This is a genomic window from Eggerthella lenta DSM 2243, from assembly GCF_000024265.1.
In the GTDB taxonomy this organism is placed as follows: domain Bacteria; phylum Actinomycetota; class Coriobacteriia; order Coriobacteriales; family Eggerthellaceae; genus Eggerthella; species Eggerthella lenta.
In genome coordinates, this window is record NC_013204.1 from 1,622,864 (window position 1) to 1,639,514 (window position 16,651).

Annotated in this window: 17 protein-coding genes; 16 read left to right on the top strand and 1 reads right to left on the bottom strand. The window is 67.3% G+C overall.

The features are described from left to right. Positions 1-5: 5 nt before the first annotated feature. From rsmD to smc, 13 genes are all read left to right on the top strand, one after another. A complete protein-coding gene (gene rsmD, locus ELEN_RS06775) occupies positions 6-599 on the top strand; it encodes a 16S rRNA (guanine(966)-N(2))-methyltransferase RsmD (protein WP_009608378.1) in 594 nt (197 codons plus the stop codon). 26 nt (positions 600-625) lie between these two features. After that, positions 626-1,108, top strand: a complete 483-nt coding sequence (gene coaD, locus ELEN_RS06780; protein WP_009304514.1) for a pantetheine-phosphate adenylyltransferase — start codon at positions 626-628, stop codon at positions 1,106-1,108. 186 nt (positions 1,109-1,294) lie between these two features. Further along, on the top strand, positions 1,295-1,768 hold the full coding sequence (locus tag ELEN_RS06785) for an ATP synthase subunit B family protein (protein WP_009304513.1): 474 nt from the start codon (positions 1,295-1,297) through the stop codon (positions 1,766-1,768). After that, positions 1,769-2,326 carry a YceD family protein gene (locus tag ELEN_RS06790; RefSeq protein ID WP_015760540.1) on the top strand — a complete coding sequence of 186 codons (558 nt, stop codon included), beginning with the start codon at positions 1,769-1,771 and terminating at the stop codon, positions 2,324-2,326. A 132-nt stretch (positions 2,327-2,458) separates the two neighbouring features. After that, on the top strand, positions 2,459-2,830 hold the full coding sequence (locus ELEN_RS06795) for a GntR family transcriptional regulator (RefSeq protein WP_009304511.1): 372 nt from the start codon (positions 2,459-2,461) through the stop codon (positions 2,828-2,830). Beyond that, the gene (locus ELEN_RS06800) at positions 2,823-3,686 is read left to right on the top strand and encodes an ATP-binding cassette domain-containing protein (RefSeq protein ID WP_009304510.1); all 864 of its coding nucleotides are present in this window, start codon (positions 2,823-2,825) and stop codon (positions 3,684-3,686) included. Before ELEN_RS06795 ends, ELEN_RS06800 begins: the two co-directional genes overlap by 8 nt. Then, positions 3,683-4,390 (top strand): hypothetical protein, encoded by a 708-nt coding sequence (locus tag ELEN_RS06805; protein ID WP_009304509.1) that lies wholly within the window; start codon positions 3,683-3,685, stop codon positions 4,388-4,390. The genes ELEN_RS06800 and ELEN_RS06805 overlap by 4 nt, the downstream gene beginning before the upstream one ends. Before the next feature lie 363 nt (positions 4,391-4,753). Continuing rightward, entirely contained in the window at positions 4,754-5,935 is a 1,182-nt protein-coding gene (locus ELEN_RS06810) for a chloride channel protein (RefSeq protein WP_009608393.1), read from the top strand. Between the two features lie 116 nt (positions 5,936-6,051). Continuing rightward, the gene (locus tag ELEN_RS06815) at positions 6,052-7,962 is read left to right on the top strand and encodes an ABC transporter ATP-binding protein (protein WP_015760541.1); all 1,911 of its coding nucleotides are present in this window, start codon (positions 6,052-6,054) and stop codon (positions 7,960-7,962) included. Positions 7,963-8,102: 140 nt separating this feature from the next. Then, positions 8,103-8,282, top strand: coding sequence for a 50S ribosomal protein L32 (rpmF, locus tag ELEN_RS06820; RefSeq protein ID WP_009304505.1), 180 nt, complete (start codon positions 8,103-8,105; stop codon positions 8,280-8,282). Positions 8,283-8,576: 294 nt separating this feature from the next. Then, positions 8,577-9,599 carry a phosphate acyltransferase PlsX gene (plsX, locus tag ELEN_RS06825; protein ID WP_009608356.1) on the top strand — a complete coding sequence of 341 codons (1,023 nt, stop codon included), beginning with the start codon at positions 8,577-8,579 and terminating at the stop codon, positions 9,597-9,599. A 72-nt stretch (positions 9,600-9,671) separates the two neighbouring features. Then, a complete protein-coding gene (gene rnc, locus ELEN_RS06830; protein ID WP_009304503.1) occupies positions 9,672-10,517 on the top strand; it encodes a ribonuclease III in 846 nt (281 codons plus the stop codon). A gap of 7 nt (positions 10,518-10,524) precedes the next feature. Beyond that, positions 10,525-14,085 carry a chromosome segregation protein SMC gene (gene smc / locus ELEN_RS06835; protein WP_015760542.1) on the top strand — a complete coding sequence of 1,187 codons (3,561 nt, stop codon included), beginning with the start codon at positions 10,525-10,527 and terminating at the stop codon, positions 14,083-14,085. Positions 14,086-14,325: 240 nt separating this feature from the next. Here smc and ELEN_RS06840 read toward each other — a convergent pair whose 3' ends face one another. Further along, entirely contained in the window at positions 14,326-14,679 is a 354-nt protein-coding gene (locus ELEN_RS06840; RefSeq protein WP_009609139.1) for a hypothetical protein, read from the bottom strand. 111 nt (positions 14,680-14,790) lie between these two features. Between ELEN_RS06840 and ELEN_RS06845 the strand changes: the two genes are divergently transcribed. The 3 genes from ELEN_RS06845 to ftsY are packed head-to-tail and all read left to right on the top strand — an operon-like array spanning position 14,791 to position 16,650. Continuing rightward, positions 14,791-15,132, top strand: a complete 342-nt coding sequence (locus ELEN_RS06845; RefSeq protein ID WP_009304499.1) for a PadR family transcriptional regulator — start codon at positions 14,791-14,793, stop codon at positions 15,130-15,132. Next, a complete protein-coding gene (locus ELEN_RS06850; RefSeq protein WP_009304498.1) occupies positions 15,125-15,676 on the top strand; it encodes a DUF2812 domain-containing protein in 552 nt (183 codons plus the stop codon). Before ELEN_RS06845 ends, ELEN_RS06850 begins: the two co-directional genes overlap by 8 nt. 53 nt (positions 15,677-15,729) lie before the next feature. Then, the gene (gene ftsY / locus ELEN_RS06855; protein WP_009304497.1) at positions 15,730-16,650 is read left to right on the top strand and encodes a signal recognition particle-docking protein FtsY; all 921 of its coding nucleotides are present in this window, start codon (positions 15,730-15,732) and stop codon (positions 16,648-16,650) included. Position 16,651: the final 1 nt, after the last annotated feature.

The following is a 16,651-nucleotide window of genomic DNA, read 5'->3' on the forward strand; positions in this document are numbered from 1 at the left end:
ACGCAATGAGGATCATCGCAGGCGAGTTTCGCGGGCGCACGCTCAAGGCGCCGAAGGGGGAGGGCACCCGCCCCACCACCGACCGCGTGCGCGAGGCCATGATGAGCACGGTGCACAGCGCGCGCGGCGGATTCGACGACGCGGTGGTGCTCGACGCGTTCGCAGGGTCGGGCGCGCTCGGCCTGGAGGCGCTCAGCCGCGGGGCGCGCAGCGTCCAGTTCTGCGAGCGCGGGGGCGAGGCGCTGCGGGCGCTCAACGCGAACGTGAGGCTGCTCGGGCTCGACGCGCGCCGCGCGCGCGTGCGCAAGGGCGACGTGCTGAAGGACGTGCCCTACGCGCGTCCACCGTTCGACCTCGTGTTCCTCGACCCGCCGTACGCATGCGCCGCCGCCGAGGTGCTCGGGCTCGTCGTCGCGTTGCGCACGCGCGCGGCGCTGTCCGACGATGCCATCGTGGTGTACGAGCATGCCTCGGCGGCGAACGACGAGGTGGAGGAAGCGGCAAAAGCGCGCGATTTGTCTATTGCGCAGCGCAAGAAGTACGGGGATACTGTCGTGGACGTGCTGCGCGCTACAGCGCTGCACGATGCGATCGACTGAAACCAAGAAGGAACGGAAAGCCTTACATGAAACGTGCACTGACGCCCGGAACGTTCGATCCTATCACGAGCGGACACCTCGATGTCATCACCCGAGCAGCGCAGCTGGTGGACGAGGTCGTCGTCGCCGTGGCGGCCTCGCCGAAGAAGAAGCCCCTGTTCTCCCTCGAAGAACGTGCCGAGCTGGTACGTCGGGCGACGAGCCATCTGCCCAACGTCCGCGTCGAACCGTTCGACGAGCTGCTCGTCGACCTTGCGGCGAAGCTCGACGCCACCGTGGTCATCAAGGGCCTGCGCGCAATCACCGACTTCGAGTACGAGTTTCAAATGACCGCGCTCAACTACCAGCTGAACCAGGAGCTGGAGACGTTGTTCATCATGTCGCCGCCGCAGTACATGTATCTGTCGTCGTCTATCGTGCGCGAGATCGCGAGCCTGCACGGCGACGTGGCGCAGTTCGTTCCCGCATGCGTGAACGAGGCGTTGCTGAAGAAGTTCGGCGACGCGTAGAAACTGCCCGTTAGCAGGTCACGGTTTCGCGTCGGCGCGGTTCCGACCGGGTAAAATGTGCGCGCTTTGTGCATTGGAGGTTGGCTTTCCCAACAGACATGCTAGAATATTGCGACGCATGCACGCGAGGATACCCGTGCGCGCCAATGCAGATGAAACGCAGCACGCCTGGGTGGAAGGACAATCATGGACGAAACAGGAGTCTTGGGGCTGTTGGAAGAGCTCTCGATTCTGCTTGAGGACTCTAAGCCGGTTTTCGGCAAGGGCAACATGCGCCAGGTCGACATCGCCGCGGCGTTCGAGATCATGGATGAGATCCGCGACACGTTCCCCAGCGAGTTCGCTCAGGCCCGTCAGATCGTTCGCGAGCGCCAGAGCTTGCTCGACGATGCCGAGGCCGAGGCCAACCGCATGATCGAGGATGCACGCAGCCAGGCCATGACCATCGCCAGCGAGCAGGAGATCGTCCGCATCTCCCAGCAGCAGGCCGACCAGGTGCTCTCCGACGCCCGCGAGCTGGAGCGCCAGACCCGTGCCGGCGCCGAGGACTACGCCGACGAGGTGTTCGGCCATGTCGAGCAGAGCCTCGATACGCTGCTCAACAACGTGCGGCGCTGCCGTGATCGCTTGAACGCCAATTCTTTGGCCTCGGGGCGCTAAATGGACGCGCTCCGCATCCAGGTACCCCACGAGCTCTTCGCTCCGGCGGAGAGTTCTCATTTTGAAGGCTCGATCGCCATCCCCGTTATGAAGGCCGGCCCGGATCTGTACGATTTCGCGGGGCCGCTTGCCTGGCAAGCGGACATCTCCAACACCGGCGACGCGCTCCTGGTCACCGGCACGGTTGAAGGCGAGGCCAAAACGGCTTGCGCGCGCTGCCTCGACGAGGTTTCGTTCCCGGTGACGGGCGAGATCGAAGGCTATTTTCTGCTCGACGAGACGAAGGCTGCGCCCGAGGATATGGACGAGGACGAGTTCGACGTGCTGCCCGCCGACAAAGTCATTGACCTGGAACCGCTCATCACCGCGGCGCTGCTGCTGGAGTTTCCTCTGATCCCGTTGTGCGACGAGGAGTGCAAGGGCCTCTGCCCCCAGTGCGGCGCGAACCTGAACGAGGGTCCCTGCGGCTGCGAGCCCGCCGCAGACGACGATGACGACATGCCGCCGAACCCCTTCGCCGCGCTCAAGGACTTTCCCTTCGACGAGCCGCAGAACTAGCTTCGCACGACCGAACGCCCGCCCTTCACGGCGGGCGTTCTTTTTTTTTCTCTCCTTGACAACCCGTCGTGCGCTCTCTAGAATGCTAGTTAGTTACTCAAGTAACTAACTAGCAGAGAGGAGGCGCGCCGCATGAACATCGACCCGGGAAGCGACGTCCCCTTGTTCGTCCAGATCGCCGAGGGTATCGAGGAGGATATCTTCACCGGCTCGTACGCCGAGGGAGACCGCATCCCGTCGACCAACGAGCTGTCCGCGCTTTTGGGCATCAATCCGCACACCGTCCTCAAAGGCATGAACATCCTCGTGGACGAGGGCATCATCTACAAGAGAAGGGGGATGGGCATGTACGTGCAGACGGGAGCCGGCGAGAAGGTGCGCGCCAAGCGCCGAAACGCGTTCGACGAGCGGTTCGTGCAAGCGCTTGTCGCCGAGGCGAAGAAGCTCGGCCTGACGAAACAGCAGGTCGTCGACCTGGTGGAGAAAGGATACGACCATGCGTGAGATACGCGTCGACCATGTGTCGAAGTCGTTCGGCAAGGCGAAGGCGCTCGACGACGTGTCGCTGTCCTTCGAGCACGGGAAGATCCATGCGCTGCTCGGACGCAACGGGGCGGGAAAGTCGACGCTGCTCGGCCTCATCGCGAACCGCCTGGTTCCCACGAGCGGCCGCATCTTCGTGGACGGCGAGCCCGCCGCCGACAACGCGCGAGCCTTGGCCAAGCTGTACTGCATGAACGACAAGAAGATGTATCCCGAGAACCTGCGCCTCGACAACCTGTTCAAGGAGATGGGGCGCTTCTACGAGGGATTCGACCGGACGGCCGCTGCGGGCTTTGCCGAGGCGTTCGGGCTGGACCTGCGCAAGAAGATCGGATCGCTGTCCACGGGCTACCGCTCCATCTACCAGCTGGTCGTCGGGCTGTCGCTGGACGTGGACTACCTGCTGCTCGACGAGCCGGTGCTGGGCTTGGACGCCAATCATCGCGAGCTGTTCTACAAGCTGCTGCTGGACGATTACCTGGAGAAGCAGCGCACGGTGATCATCGCCACGCACCTCATCGAGGAGGTGGCGAACCTCGTGGAGCAGGTGACCATCGTCGACCGCGGACGGGTGCTGCTGGCCTCGTCGGCCGAGGAGCTGCGCGCGAGCGGCTACAGCGTGTCGGGGCGCACGGCGGACGTGGCCGCCTACTGCGCGGGGATGGAGGTGCTCGACGTGGAGGAGCTGGGCGGCTTGAGCGTGGCGTACGTGCAGGGCAAGCCCGACGCGGCGCGCCTGAACGAGCGGCTGGACGTCGCGCCGCTCAACCTGCAGAAGCTGTTCGTGAAACTGACCGAGAAGGAGGAAGCGCGATGAGGAAGTTCAAGGCGATCGTCCGCTATCAGATGGCCGACATCCTGTTCTCGATGAGCGTGTTCTTCATCGTGTTCGCGGTCTGCTTCGGGCTCGGGTGGGCGATCATCGCATTCGCCGGCGAAGGGGGCACGCCGTTCAAGGGCATGTACCTGTGGATGTGCGTGTTTCTGGGTCTGTGCGGCGGCATATCGTATTCCATCGACTTCAAGTTCGCGCTGCAATGCGGCGTGACCCGCGCCCAGGCGTATCTGAGCACCGCGCTGTCGTTCGGCGTGGTGGCGCTCGTCTTCGCCCTGGTCGACCAGCTGCTTTTGGCGGTGCTGCCCCTGTGGGGCGAGCAGTCGATAGTCGCGCTGTACGGCGAGGGCTACGGGCCGGGGCTTCTCGGCTTCGCCTGGACGCTCGCGTTCAACCTGGCCATCGTGTTTCTGTCCTACGCGCTGGTGGTGCTGCACGGACGCGTGGGGAAGGCTCCGTTCTTGCTGGGGCTTCTGGCGTTCGGCCTCCTGGCGTTCGTGCTGGTGCCCACCGTCTTCCAGGTGGTGCCGGGCGCGGCCGACGCTGCAGGGGCGGTTCTTCTCCCTGCGCTCGGGTTCACGGCTCAGGGGATCGTCCTGGCGAACCCCATCGTGCTGTTCGCCGTCGTCGCCGTGCTGTCGGCGCTCGCCGCCTACCTGCTGACGCGCCGCGCGGAAGTGCGCTGACGCCTGCTTCCGACGCTCCCGATAACGCATCTTCGCTCCGAAAACACGCTCCAGACGCTGAGGCGTGTTTTTCGGGCGAAGATGCGCTTCCCGACCCGCCGCGGCGCGCCGGCAACGCAGCGGCTAACGGAGCGCGACGGTGCGGCAACCTCCTCCCGCCGCGCCCGTCCTTCCACACGACGGCTCCGTACCATGGAGCGGATGTGCAAGCATTCGGAGCATGACGGGAGGCGAGGCGCGCGTGGATGCACGCAACGATCGGCGGGAGGGACCTTCGCGCGACGGCCGTACGGCCCTCGGGCGGCTCTCGCGGCGCGCGTCGTTCGTCCTCGTTGCGGGCGCAGCGGGCGCCCCTCGTCCATCGTGCTCACTCTGTCCACGGGGTTCGCGCAAAGCCTTCCGGCCCGTTTTCCCTGGCTGCTGCTGGCGCTGCCGGTCCTCGGCGCGCTGTCCGTGGGGCTGTATCGTCTGCTGCGCCTGCCCGCGGCCCTGACCACCGAAGGCGTCGTCGACGAGCTGCGCGCGGGCCGTCGCGTCCCGGGAAGCCTTACGGTCGGGATACTGGGCGGCAGCTGCCTTACGCTGCTGGGCGGCGGCTCGGTCGGCATGGAGGCGGGCGCGCTGCAGATGGGCGCGTCGACGGGCTCCGTGCTGGGCCGCGCGTTCAAGCTGCCGCCCGCGCGCGGCCGCGACGGCGCTTCCGACGGCTATCCGGGCGCCATCGGCATGGCCGCGGCGTTCAGCGCCCTGTTCTTCGCCCCGTTGGGGTCGTGCATGTTCGTGCTGGAGCTCGTGCGCTTCGACCGCGCGGTGCTGCGGCATGCGCCCGCCATGCTGGCAGCCGCCCTCGTCGCCTACGCCATCGCCCGCGCCGTCGGCATCGGCGACCATATCCCGCGGGTGGCGCTGCCCGGCCTTTCGTGGGCCGTCGCCGCGCACTGCCTGCTGGTGGGCCTGTGCTGCGCCGTGGGCGGCGCGCTGTTCGCCGCCTGTCTGCGCGCGCTGCGCCGCGCGTGGCGCCGCCGGGCAAAGGCTCGTCCGTTCGCGCTGGTGGCCGTGGGCGGCCTTGCGTTCGCGGGTATCGTGCTGGCATGCGGCTGGCAGGCGTTCCAGGGCACGGGCATGGGCCTTCTGCGCGGGGCGCTTGCGGGAAGCGCCGCTCCGGCCGACTTCGCCGTGAAGGCGGGGCTCACCGTGCTCGTGCTCGGCTTCGGCTTCAAGGGCGGCGAGATCATGCCCATGTTCTCCATCGGAGCGCTGCTGGGCTGCTCGCTGGGGCTGGCCACGGGCGCGCCGGCGGGATTCTCGGCCGCGCTCGGCATGGCGGCGTTCTTCGCGGCCGCCGGCCGCTGCCCGCTGACGGCGCTGCTCATGGGCGCCGAGATATTCGGCTGGGCGTCGCTTCCGTTTCTGCTGATAGCGGTGGCTGCGGCGTACGCCGGCAGCTACGACGTGGGCGTGTTCGGCCGCGGCGCGGCAAGCGAGCTCGCGCGCGTGCGCCGGCGTGCGCGGCGCGACGAGCCGTCGCTCGAGGAGGATCGATGAGGATGCGCGAGAACGAGCGGCAACCGCGGCGCCGCGTTTACGCGAAGCCCGTGAAGCGCCGGGCCCCGCGCCGATTCGAGGCGCTCGGGGCTCGAAGGAGCGGTACAATGTGGGGCATGGAAACCCTGAAAAAGCTCAAGCAGAAGGCGGGCTCGCGCGAAACCGAGCCGTCCGCCGGCGCGGCGCCTGCGCAAGGCGCCGCGTCCTCGACCGCCCCGGACGCGAGCCCGGTCTCGGCGCGTCAGGTGCTCGCGAAGTTCGCGAGCTATTATAGACCCTATACCTTCCTGTTCGTGTTCGATCTCGTGTGCGCGACGGTGCTGGCCTGCGTCGACTTGGCGTTCCCCCAGTTCCTGAGCTTCTTCACGAAGGACTTCTTCCAAAGTTCGCCTGAGGCTATCATCGGCTCGCTTTGGTGGATCGCGCTCTTGTTCGTCGTGCTGTACGGCGTGCGCACGGCCTGCCAGTACTTCATCACCAGCTGGGGTCACATCATGGGCGCGCGCATGGAGGCCGACATGCGTATGGACCTGTTCAAGCAGTACCAGCGCCTGAGCTTCTCCTATTACGATCGCAACAACACCGGCGAGATGATGAGCAAGCTGGTCACCGACCTGTTCGACATCTCGGAGCTGGCCCATCACGGGCCGGAGAACCTGTTCATCTGCATCCTCAAGATCGTGGGCTCGTTCGCGCTGCTGTTCCTGATCAACGTGCCGCTGACCGCCATCATGCTGGTGGCGACGCTGCTTCTGGCCGCGTACTCGTTCTGGCGCAACTACCAGAAGCGCGTCATCTTCACCGAGAACCGCAAGAAGATGGCCGACATCAACGCGCGCCTGCAGGACTCGCTCGGCGGCATCCGCGTGGTGAAGTCGTTCGGCAACGAGCCGGTGGAGATCAAGAAGTTCGACCGCACGAACGCCCGCTTCGTGGCCACGAAGGAGAGCTCGTACAGGTTCATGGGGTCGTTTCATGCGGTGAACTCGCTGTTCATCGGCGTGCTGTACACGGTTACCATCGTGGGCGGCGGCTACTTCGTGGCCACGGGCGGCCTTGCGGTGTCGGATCTGGCCATCTACGCGCTGTACATCGGCATCTTCATCTCGCCCATCGAGCAGCTCATCAACTTCGTCGAGACGTTCCAGAAGGGCTACGCCGGGTTCCGCCGCTTCATGGAGGTGCTGGCCGTGCGACCCGACATCGCCGACGCGCCCGACGCGGTGGACCTGGGCGCCGCCGAGCGCGCCCGCTGCGGCGGCCCGGATGGGCACGTGGCCGGCGAGGTGCGCTACCGCGACGTGCATTTCAGCTACGACGGCGTCCACGAGGTGCTGCGCGGGCTGGACCTGGCCATCCCGGCGGGCGCGACGGTGGCGCTCGTGGGGCCGTCGGGAGGCGGCAAGACCACCACGTGCTCGCTCTTGCCCCGCTTCTACGATCCGGAGCGCGGCTCGGTGGAGATCGACGGCATCGATATCCGCGCCGTCACCGTGGAGTCGCTGCGCGACGCCATCGGCATCGTGCAGCAGGACGTGTACCTGTTCGGCGGCACCATCCGCGACAACATCGCCTACGGGCGCCCCGACGCCACGACGGCCGAGATCGTGGAGGCGGCGAAGCGCGCCAACATCGACGCATTCGTGCGCGGGCTGTCCGACGGCTACGACACCTACGTGGGCGAGCGCGGGGCTCGCCTGTCCGGCGGGCAGAAGCAGCGCATCGCCATCGCGCGCGTGTTCCTGAAGGACCCGCGCATCCTCATCCTCGACGAGGCCACGAGCGCGCTGGACAACGAGAGCGAGCGGGCCATCCAGAAGTCGCTCGAGGAGCTGTCCGCCGGGCGCACGACGCTCGTCATCGCGCACCGCCTGTCCACCATACGCGGCGCCGACCTCATCGCGGTGGTGGAGGACGGGCGCGTGGCCGAGCGCGGCACGCACGAGCAACTGTTGGCCCTCGGCGGCACCTACGCCCACTATTATGAAATGCAGTTCGGCCCGGTGGAGCAGGGCGCGGTTTTGTGAAACCTGGGTGCGGATTGGATTTTGCGGGTGATCGGGGCTTGCGGCGCGGGTTCTCGTTTGGTACTATACCGTTTCGCGTGTTTACTTAAGCGAGAACGAGCGATCGTGATCGCTCGGCTTAAAGAAGGAGATAGAGAATCATGGCAGTACCTAAGCGCAAAATGGGCCGTGCCCGCACCCACGCCCGTCGCAGCACCAACGACAAGATCGCGGCGCCCTCGCGTTCCGTGTGCCCGCAGTGCGGCGAGGTCAAGCTTCCGCATCGCGTGTGCCCGAACTGCGGCTTCTACAAGAACCGCGAAGTTATCGAGACGGAGTAGCGTACCGCTCATGCGCGCGCGTTCTGCCGCCGCGCATTGACAAGCCTCCTCGCACATCGCGCTTCGCGTGCGATGCGCCGGGAGGCTTTTCTTGCATTCCGCCGTTCTGCGAACGGTGGAACCGCTCGACACTGCGAGGCTTTGATGCACCTGATCTTGCCCTTGCGCGTTTCCTCTTCGCGTATCGAAGCATGCTTCCTCGAAGGGGTCGGCGCTGCGCCGCGTCTGCGCTGGCGCAATATCAGGTACCTCAAAGCCTCTCGCTGACCGATACGCGAGAGTGAGGTTTTCGATATGTCTGACGAAAAGGTCGTTGTTGCCGTCGATGCCATGGGGGGCGACGATGCTCCCGGCGTGGTGCTCGACGGCGTCGCCCAGGCGCTTGCCTCCGACCCTGCCCTCGAGATCGTCCTGTGCGGGCCTGCCGACGTGGTGGAGCCGTTCGCCGCCGCCCACGAGCGCTGCACGCCGCAGGCATGCAGCGAGGTCATCGCCATGGCGGAGCATCCGGCGAACGCCGTGCGCAAGAAGAAGGACTCGTCCATCGTCGTGGGCTGCCGCCTCGTGAAGGAGGGCGCGGCGCAAGGCTTCTTCTCTGCCGGGTCAACCGGTGCCTGCCTGGCCGCAGGCACGTTGGTGATGGGTCGCATCAAGGGCGTCGCCCGCCCTGCGCTGGCCACGGTCATCCCGTCGCCCGTGCGACCCGTCGTCATGTGCGACATCGGGGCGAACGCCGACTGCAAACCCGAGTACCTCGTACAGTTCGGCCAGATGGCGTCGATCTACGCGGAGAAGGTTATCGGCATCGAGCATCCTCGCGCCGCGCTGCTCAACATCGGCGAGGAGGACACGAAGGGCTCGCAGTTCGCGCAAGAAGCGCACGGCCTGCTGAGGGAGCGGCTGTCGAACTTCGCAGGCAACGCGGAGGGCTCCGATATCCTTCCTGCGAACTTCGACGTCATCATCACCGACGGCTTCACGGGCAACGTATGCCTGAAGACCATCGAGGGCACGTCGAAGACCCTGTTCAAGACGCTCAAGAGCATCATGATGTCCACGCCGCTCACGAAGCTGGGCGCTCTGGCCATAAAAGGAGGCTTGAAGCAGCTCATGGCGCAGGTGAGCCCCGATACGTACGGCGGCGCCCCTCTTCTGGGCGTGAAGGGCGCGCTTCTGGTGGGGCACGGCTCGTCCAACGCGCTGGCGGTGAAGAACGGCGTGCTGACCACGGCTCGCATCGCGCGAACCGGCGTATCTGATATAATCGCGCAAACAGTGGCAACGCCCTGCGCCGCCGAAGCGACGGAGGGCGAGTAGGCCATGCCCGATCAATCGTGGAGCCCTTCCCCTGCACCTCGTCAGCAGCCTGAACGAAAGCCCGAGCATGCCATGACCTTCACCGATGAACAGCAGAGAAAACTGGCGGTAGCGCAGGAGATCCTCGGCTACCGTTTCGCGGACGAGCAGCTGCTGCTTTCGGCTATCACGCATCCTTCCGCCACCGAGGGCAAATCGGTCAAGTACTCCTATGAACGCCTCGAGTTCCTGGGCGACAGCATTCTGGGCGCCATCGTGGCCACCATCGCGTTCGATCGGTTCCATGATCTGGACGAAGGCGGCCTGACTCGCATCAAGGTTGCGCTCGTGTCGGGCGCGAGCCTCTCCGACGTCGCCGAGCGACTGGGCTTCGCCGACGTCATCGTGTTCGGCTCTTCCGAGACGGGCACGGGGCGGCGCGGGCTGCATTCCGCGCTGGAGAACGTGTACGAGGCCGTGGTGGCCGCGTTGTTCTTGGACGGCGGCATCGAGGCTGCGGAGGGTTTCGTGCGCGCCACGTTGATCCCCCGCATGTCGGCCGACATGGCGCGCGAGCCCGAGAATCCCAAGAGCGCCCTGCAGGAGAAGCTGCAGGAAGACGGCATCACGCCCACGTACAAACTGGTGGAGACCCAAGGCCCGCCGCACGACCGCACGTTCGTCGCTCAGGTGTTCGCCGGCAGCCAGGGGCTTGCCCGCGGCACGGGCCGTACGAAGAAGGAAGCCGAGAGCCAGGCTGCCAAGAGCACGCTCGCCCGTCTGGGCGAATTCTTCGGCCTAGGAGTGGACGGCGAGGCCCGCGCCGAGAAGGCCGAGGCCGCCAAGCAGGCCAAGGCGGAGAAGGCTGCCGCGCGCGCCGAGGAGAAGGCCCGCAAGAAGTCCGAGCGCGAGCGCGCGAAGCAGCGCAAGCAGGGGTAGCCGTTCCATGTATCTGAAATCGCTGGTCCTCAAGGGTTTCAAATCGTTCGCCGATCGCAGCGTGCTGGCGCTCGAGCCGGGCATCATCGCCGTGGTGGGGCCGAACGGCTCGGGCAAGTCGAACATCTCGGACGCCGTGCTGTGGGTGCTGGGCGAACGCAACGCGAAGCACCTGCGCGGCCAGGCGATGGAGGACGTCATCTTCGCCGGATCGTCTGCGCGCAAGAGCGTGGGCATCGCGGAGGTGGATCTCGTGCTGGACAACTCGGACGGCACGCTGCCGGTGGACTTCGACGAGGTGGCCGTCACCAGGCGCATGTACCGCTCGGGCGAGAGCGAGTACTTGATCAACGGCGTGGTGGCGCGCCGCATGGACGTGCTCGACATCCTGCACGACTCGGGGCTGGGCACGGGGACGCACTCTATCATCTCGCAGGGCAGCTTGGACTCCATCCTGCAGTCGAAGCCGGAGGACCGCCGGGCTCTTATCGAGGAGGCCGCCGGCGTGCTGAAGCACAAGCAGCGCAAGGCGAAAAGCGAGCGCAAGCTGGCGGCCATGGACGCGCACCTGGCCCGCGTGAAGGACGTGGCCGCCGAGGTGGAGCGTCAGCTGGGGCCGCTGGAGCGCAAGGCGAAGCGCGCCCGCACCTACCAGGGGCTGGCCGACGAGCTGGCGGATCTGAGCCTGTCCCTCGCAGTGGACGACCTGCGCACGCTGCGCCGCGGGTGGGACGACGCGCTCGCGCGCGAGCGGGCGCTGGAAGCGGAGCTGGAGGAGAAGCGCGCCGCCATCGCCCAGGCCGAGGCCGCGGCCGAGGAGCTGCAGGAGAAGATCCGCCGCGAGAGCGTGGACGCGGGAGAGCTGGCCCGCCGGCACCGCCGCGCCTCTTCGGCCGTCGAGCGTTTCGACGGTGCGACGCTGCTGCTGCACGAGAAGCGCCGTGCCGCCCAGAGCTACGAGGCCGAGCTGCGCGTGACGCTTGAGGCCAATGCTGCGAAGCGCGCGCAGGCCGAAGCCGATCGCGCGCAGGCCGTCGAGCAGCTGGCCGAGGTGCAGCGCGACCGCGAGCAGGCCGATGCGAACGTGGCGCGCCTGGCCTCCGAGCAGTCCGAAAACGCGCAGAAGCGCCGCTCGCTCGAGCGCGAGGCCGAGGAGCTGGAGCGCGCGAAGCGCGACGGCGAGCGTGCGCAGGAGCAGGCGCGCCGCGAGCTGGCCGAAACGCAGGAGGCGCTGACCAGCGGCCTTGCGCATGTGAAGCTGATCGAGGGTCATGGCAAGGAGCTGGAGCTGCAGCTGGAGCGCGCGAAGACGGAGGCCGTGTCGCTCGCGGAGGCCGCGACGCAGGCCGGGCAGGCGCTCGAGGCGCTCGTCGAGGCCGAGGGCGCCGCGCGCGCCCGCGTGGGCGAGGCGCTGGGCGCGCGCGAGACGGCGCGCGGCGCGCTGGACGAGGCGCGCGACGCGGCATCGCTTCTGGCATCCGAGATCAAGGGGCTCGAAGAGATCGAGCGCGCGAGCGCGGCCGCGGGCCCGGCGCGCGCTTGGCTTATGGATCATGCCGTCGACCTGGACGTGAACCTTGCTCCCATCGCGCACGTCGTGCGCGCCTCGGCGGGCTTCGAGGCGCTCGTGGAGCGGCTGCTGGGGGCGGACGTGTCGGCGCTGTTGGTGGACGACGCCGCGCGGGCGAACGCCGTGGCGGCGGCGCTGGCGGCGCGCGACGAGCAGGGCGAGGTGGTGCTCGTGCCGCGCGCGGGCGAGGCGCGCCGCGCGTGCCCTGCGCGCGAGGCGGCCGCTGCCGGCCTCGGGCGCGCGCTCGTCGACGAGCTGGCGTACGCGGACGAGGACGCCGCGGCGGTGGAAGCGCTGCTGGGAGACGTGGCGGTATGCGACGACGTCGACGCGGCGTTCGCCGCGCATGCGCGCGGGGCGGAAGGCGTGCGTTTCGTGACGCGCGGCGGATGCGTCGTGTGGCCGAACGGCAAGGTGACCTTGGGCGCCGCGGCGGTTGACGACGAGGAAGGCGTGCTCGCGCGCGCTCGCCGCCTGGAGGAGCTGCGCGCGCAGCTGCGCGCCGCGGAGAGCGAGCGGGCGAGCGCGGAGGAGCGTGCGGCGGCAGCCGAGGAGGCCCTGCGCGCAGCGCAAGGCGAGAGCCTGCGCCTGTCGCAGGAGCTGGCCGAGCTGCGCGGCAAGACCGATTCGGCTCGCGCCGAGGCGCGTCGCGCCGAAGAGAAGCTGGCGGCCGTGCGCCGCGAGTTCGAGGACATCGAGCGCCAGCGCGGCGAGGCCGAGCGCACCGTGGCTCAAGCGCGCCCCTCGGTGGAGGCGCTCGAGCAGAAGCTGGCCGCTCTCAAGCAGGAGTTGGAGTCGGCAGCCGCGCGCTACGAGAAAGCGCAGGAGGCGGTGGTGCCGCTTCGCAAGGAGGCCGCGCGCCTGCGCGACGCGCTGTCCGAAGCCAAGCTCAAGGCCGCCACGCTTTCCGAGCGGCAGACGTACACGAGCCGCGTGGTGGACGCGCGCACGCGCGATTTGGAGGCCGTGGCGTCGAGCGACGCCGAGGCGCGCGAGAGCCTCGTGAAGAAGCAGGTGGCGCAGCGGCGCATCGAGCCCTTGCTCGCGCTGTTCGAAGAGCTCGTGGCCAGCGCCCGTCGCTGGACGCGCGACCTCGAGGAGGCGGCCACCGCTGCGCAAGATTCCTCGACGGGTCTGCACAACGCCGTGAACGAGGCGCGCGCCCGAGCGCGAGCCGCCCATGACGCCTTCGACGACGCCAACGCGCGCCTGTCCGCCGCGCGCGTGGACAAGGGACGCTTGGAAGTGCAGGTGGACGCGGCGGTGAACGCCATCGTCCACGACTGCAAGGTTCCGCTCGACCGCGCGCTCGAGACTCCGGAGTTGGAGGATCGCGGCGCCACCGAGGACGCGGCGTTCAAGCTGCGACGCCGCATCGCGAACATGGGCACCATCAACCCGGACGCCGCCGAGGAGTACGAGCAGCTCAAGACGCGCTACGACTACCTGGCCGCGCAGCTTTCGGACCTGGACGGCGCGCGCCGCTCGCTCGCCAAGATCGTCCGCGTCATCGACGCGCGCATGAAGGACGACTTCGTACGCACTTTCGAAGCGGTGAACAAGAACTTCAGCGAGATATTCGCCGTGCTGTTCCCGGGCGGCTCGGCCGAGCTCACGCTCGTGGATCCCGACGATTTGGAGAATACGGGCGTTGAGGTGACGGCGCAGCCTCGCGGCAAGCGCATCACGAAGATGATGCTCATGTCGGGCGGCGAGAAGTCGCTCACGGCGCTCGCGCTCCTGTTCGCGGTGTACCGCATCCGCACGACGCCGTTCTACATCCTCGACGAGGTGGAGGCCGCGCTCGACGACTCGAACCTGCGCCGTCTCACGATGTACCTCGACACGCTTCGCGACACCACGCAGCTCATCATGATCACGCACCAGCGGCGCACCATGGAGATGGCCGATATGCTGTTCGGCGTGTCCATGCAGGCGGACGGCGTGACGAAGGTAGTCAGCCAGAAGCTCGAGAACGCGCTGCGGCACGCGGAATAGCTTTTGACCTGCGTGTTGCGAAGGCCGGCGGGCATGCCGTGCTCAAACAGTCCTGAGCTCGCACGAAACGCCCGCTGGGCGTTTCGGCTCGTGCGGAACTGCGCGCGGCACGCCCGCCGGCCTTCCTTCATGTAGAACGCGTTCCGAACCGGTGACGTTTCGAGCTTCTGGCTGCGAGAGGAGGAGATGAGGATGAGACGGAGGGGCGGGGTAAGTGTCTCATCCTCCGGTTGCGGATCGCTACTTCACTAGCACGTGGACGATGGTGGCGGCTGCCCAGAGGAACAGCAGCACGCAGTTGGTCTTCGCTAGCACGTCGAGCACCTTGTTAGACAGCTTCTCGCCTTTGATCAGCACGTCCGCGTTCAACAGCGAGAACATGAGTATCACGAGCGAATAGCTGGACATGTTGCCCTCGTTGCCCGTGAAAAGGGAGTGGAAGAACCCGATCCACAGAAGGGGCAGGGCGATCAGCGTGATGATCCGGAACGCCCGGTTGCCGCGCTCCTTGCCCCAAGGGGAGCTTTCTCCTGATGCGAAATTTCCTGCTGCCTGCTCGCTTGCAGCCGACGCTTCCAAACGCTCTTCAGCCATGATGGGACGCTCCATTTCCAGATAGAGTATAGTGGGAAGATCGAAGATTGTTCGCTTGCAAGCAGGCTCATTGTAGCATAGTATCCATCATGGATATACGAGAGGAACGAAATGGCGAAGAAGAGCCCGTACGAGACGGGGGAGCTGTCCGACAGCATCTTCCTGATCCTGCTGGCTACGCTCGAGCCGGTGCACGGCTACCGGATCATGCAGGGCGTCGAGGAGTCCACGGACGGCGCGGTGAAGATCGGGCCGGCCACCATGTACACGACGCTCAAGAAGCTCAAGGCGGCGGGGTGGATCGTCGAGATCGCCGAGGACGAGAGCCGCATCCTGTACGCGGCCACCGACGAGGGGCGCGCGGTGCTCGAGCGCGATTTCGTTCGGCGCAAGCGGCTGGTCGCCTTCGCGGAGGCGCAGCTGGGAGAGGCGGGCGAGGAGAACCATGGCTAGATACCGGTTGTGCGGCGGGTTGGCCATTATGCCGGAGCACGACATGGCGATGCTCGCGGACATGAGCGCGCGGGGATGGCATCTGAGCGGGTTCTCGTGCGGGATCCTGTACCGCTTCGAGGCGGGCGAGCCCCATGCTTACGACTACGCGGTGGACTTCCAGCGCGACTTCTCGGCGGAGGCGCAGGAGCTGTACCGCATCGGCGGCTGGCAGAGCGTGGCGCTGGGGTCGTCGTGGCAGATCGTGCGCGCCGAGGCCGGCGCCGTCCCGCTGTACACCGACGACGACGCGCAGGCCGAGACGATCGGCGCGAGCCGGGCGGGCTTGGGCTGGGCGGCGCTCGTCTGCGCGCTGGCGGCGGCGCTGCTCTTCGCGTTGCAGGCGCGGCTCTCCGCCCAAGGCAACGTGCCGGGGTCGTGGGCGTGCCTCGCGGCCTGCGCGGTGTTCGCCGCCGGGTTCGTGTTCTCGTTCTTCCCCTTCGTCGGCTATACGCGCTCGTTGCGCAAGATGCGCAGGGAGCAGGAGGAGGATCCGCGCCGCTGACGCGCGGCCCTATTTGGGATACACTGTTCAGGCGACCAAGAAAGGAGCCCGACATGGGATTTTTCGATAGGATCAGCGAGGGGCTTACCCGCTCGCGCGACAAGTTCAAGGAGCAGATGAACGTCCTGCTCGACCGCGGCCCCGATCTCGACGAGGAGTTCTGGGACGGCCTCGAGGAGACGCTCATCCTGGCCGACGTCGGGGGCGCCGCGGCCGCCGAGATCGTGGAGGGTCTGCGCGATCAGGCCACGCGCAAGGCGCTGCCCGACGCCTACGCCGTGCTCGACCTGCTGAACGACCAGATCGCCTCCACGTTCACGGAAGGCGGCGAGGACGTGCTGGGCGGTCAGCCCGCGCTCGTGCTGTTCGTGGGCATCAACGGTACCGGCAAGACCACCACGGTGGGCAAGCTGGCGAAGGAGGCGACCGACGCAGGCCGCACGGTCATCCTCGGCAGCGCCGACACGTTCCGCGCGGCGGCCATCGAGCAGCTGGAGGTGTGGGCGGAGCGCGCGAACGTCGAGGTGGTCACCCGCGAGCGCGGCAGCGATCCGGCCAGCGTGTGCTACGACACCATCGAGCGCGCCGAGAGCCGCGGCGCCGACCTCGTGCTCATCGACACGGCGGGGCGCCTTCACACGTCGGCCGACCTCATGCGCGAGCTGGAGAAAGTGGTGAACGTGGTGCGCAAGCGTTCGCAGCTGCCTGTGTACACCGTGCTGGTCACCGATGCCACCACCGGCCAGAACGGCCTTTCTCAGGCGCGCGAGTTCGACCGCGCGCTCGATTTGGACGGCGTCATCGTCACGAAGCTCGACGGCACCGCCAAGGGCGGCATCGCGCTGGCCGTGTCCCACGAACTGGGGCTTCCCGTGCTCAAGATCGGCGTGGGCGAGGGATTGGACGACCTGCGCGACTTCGACGCGCACGATTTCGCCCGCGCGCTCGTAGGCGAGTTCGACGAGCGGGCGTAGC

Bases quoted from the DNA above. Each gene is read 5' to 3' on its own strand.
- rsmD (WP_009608378.1), top strand. From the start codon at position 6: ATGAGGATCATCGCAGGCGAGTTTCGCGGGCGCACGCTCAAGGCGCCG.
- coaD (WP_009304514.1), top strand. From the start codon at position 626: ATGAAACGTGCACTGACGCCCGGAACGTTCGATCCTATCACGAGCGGA.
- ELEN_RS06785 (WP_009304513.1), top strand. From the start codon at position 1,295: ATGGACGAAACAGGAGTCTTGGGGCTGTTGGAAGAGCTCTCGATTCTG.
- ELEN_RS06790 (WP_015760540.1), top strand. From the start codon at position 1,769: ATGGACGCGCTCCGCATCCAGGTACCCCACGAGCTCTTCGCTCCGGCG.
- ELEN_RS06795 (WP_009304511.1), top strand. From the start codon at position 2,459: ATGAACATCGACCCGGGAAGCGACGTCCCCTTGTTCGTCCAGATCGCC.
- ELEN_RS06800 (WP_009304510.1), top strand. From the start codon at position 2,823: ATGCGTGAGATACGCGTCGACCATGTGTCGAAGTCGTTCGGCAAGGCG.
- ELEN_RS06805 (WP_009304509.1), top strand. From the start codon at position 3,683: ATGAGGAAGTTCAAGGCGATCGTCCGCTATCAGATGGCCGACATCCTG.
- ELEN_RS06815 (WP_015760541.1), top strand. From the start codon at position 6,052: ATGGAAACCCTGAAAAAGCTCAAGCAGAAGGCGGGCTCGCGCGAAACC.
- rpmF (WP_009304505.1), top strand. From the start codon at position 8,103: ATGGCAGTACCTAAGCGCAAAATGGGCCGTGCCCGCACCCACGCCCGT.
- plsX (WP_009608356.1), top strand. From the start codon at position 8,577: ATGTCTGACGAAAAGGTCGTTGTTGCCGTCGATGCCATGGGGGGCGAC.
- rnc (WP_009304503.1), top strand. From the start codon at position 9,672: ATGACCTTCACCGATGAACAGCAGAGAAAACTGGCGGTAGCGCAGGAG.
- smc (WP_015760542.1), top strand. From the start codon at position 10,525: ATGTATCTGAAATCGCTGGTCCTCAAGGGTTTCAAATCGTTCGCCGAT.
- ELEN_RS06840 (WP_009609139.1), bottom strand. From the start codon at position 14,679: ATGGCTGAAGAGCGTTTGGAAGCGTCGGCTGCAAGCGAGCAGGCAGCA.
- ELEN_RS06845 (WP_009304499.1), top strand. From the start codon at position 14,791: ATGGCGAAGAAGAGCCCGTACGAGACGGGGGAGCTGTCCGACAGCATC.
- ELEN_RS06850 (WP_009304498.1), top strand. From the start codon at position 15,125: ATGGCTAGATACCGGTTGTGCGGCGGGTTGGCCATTATGCCGGAGCAC.
- ftsY (WP_009304497.1), top strand. From the start codon at position 15,730: ATGGGATTTTTCGATAGGATCAGCGAGGGGCTTACCCGCTCGCGCGAC.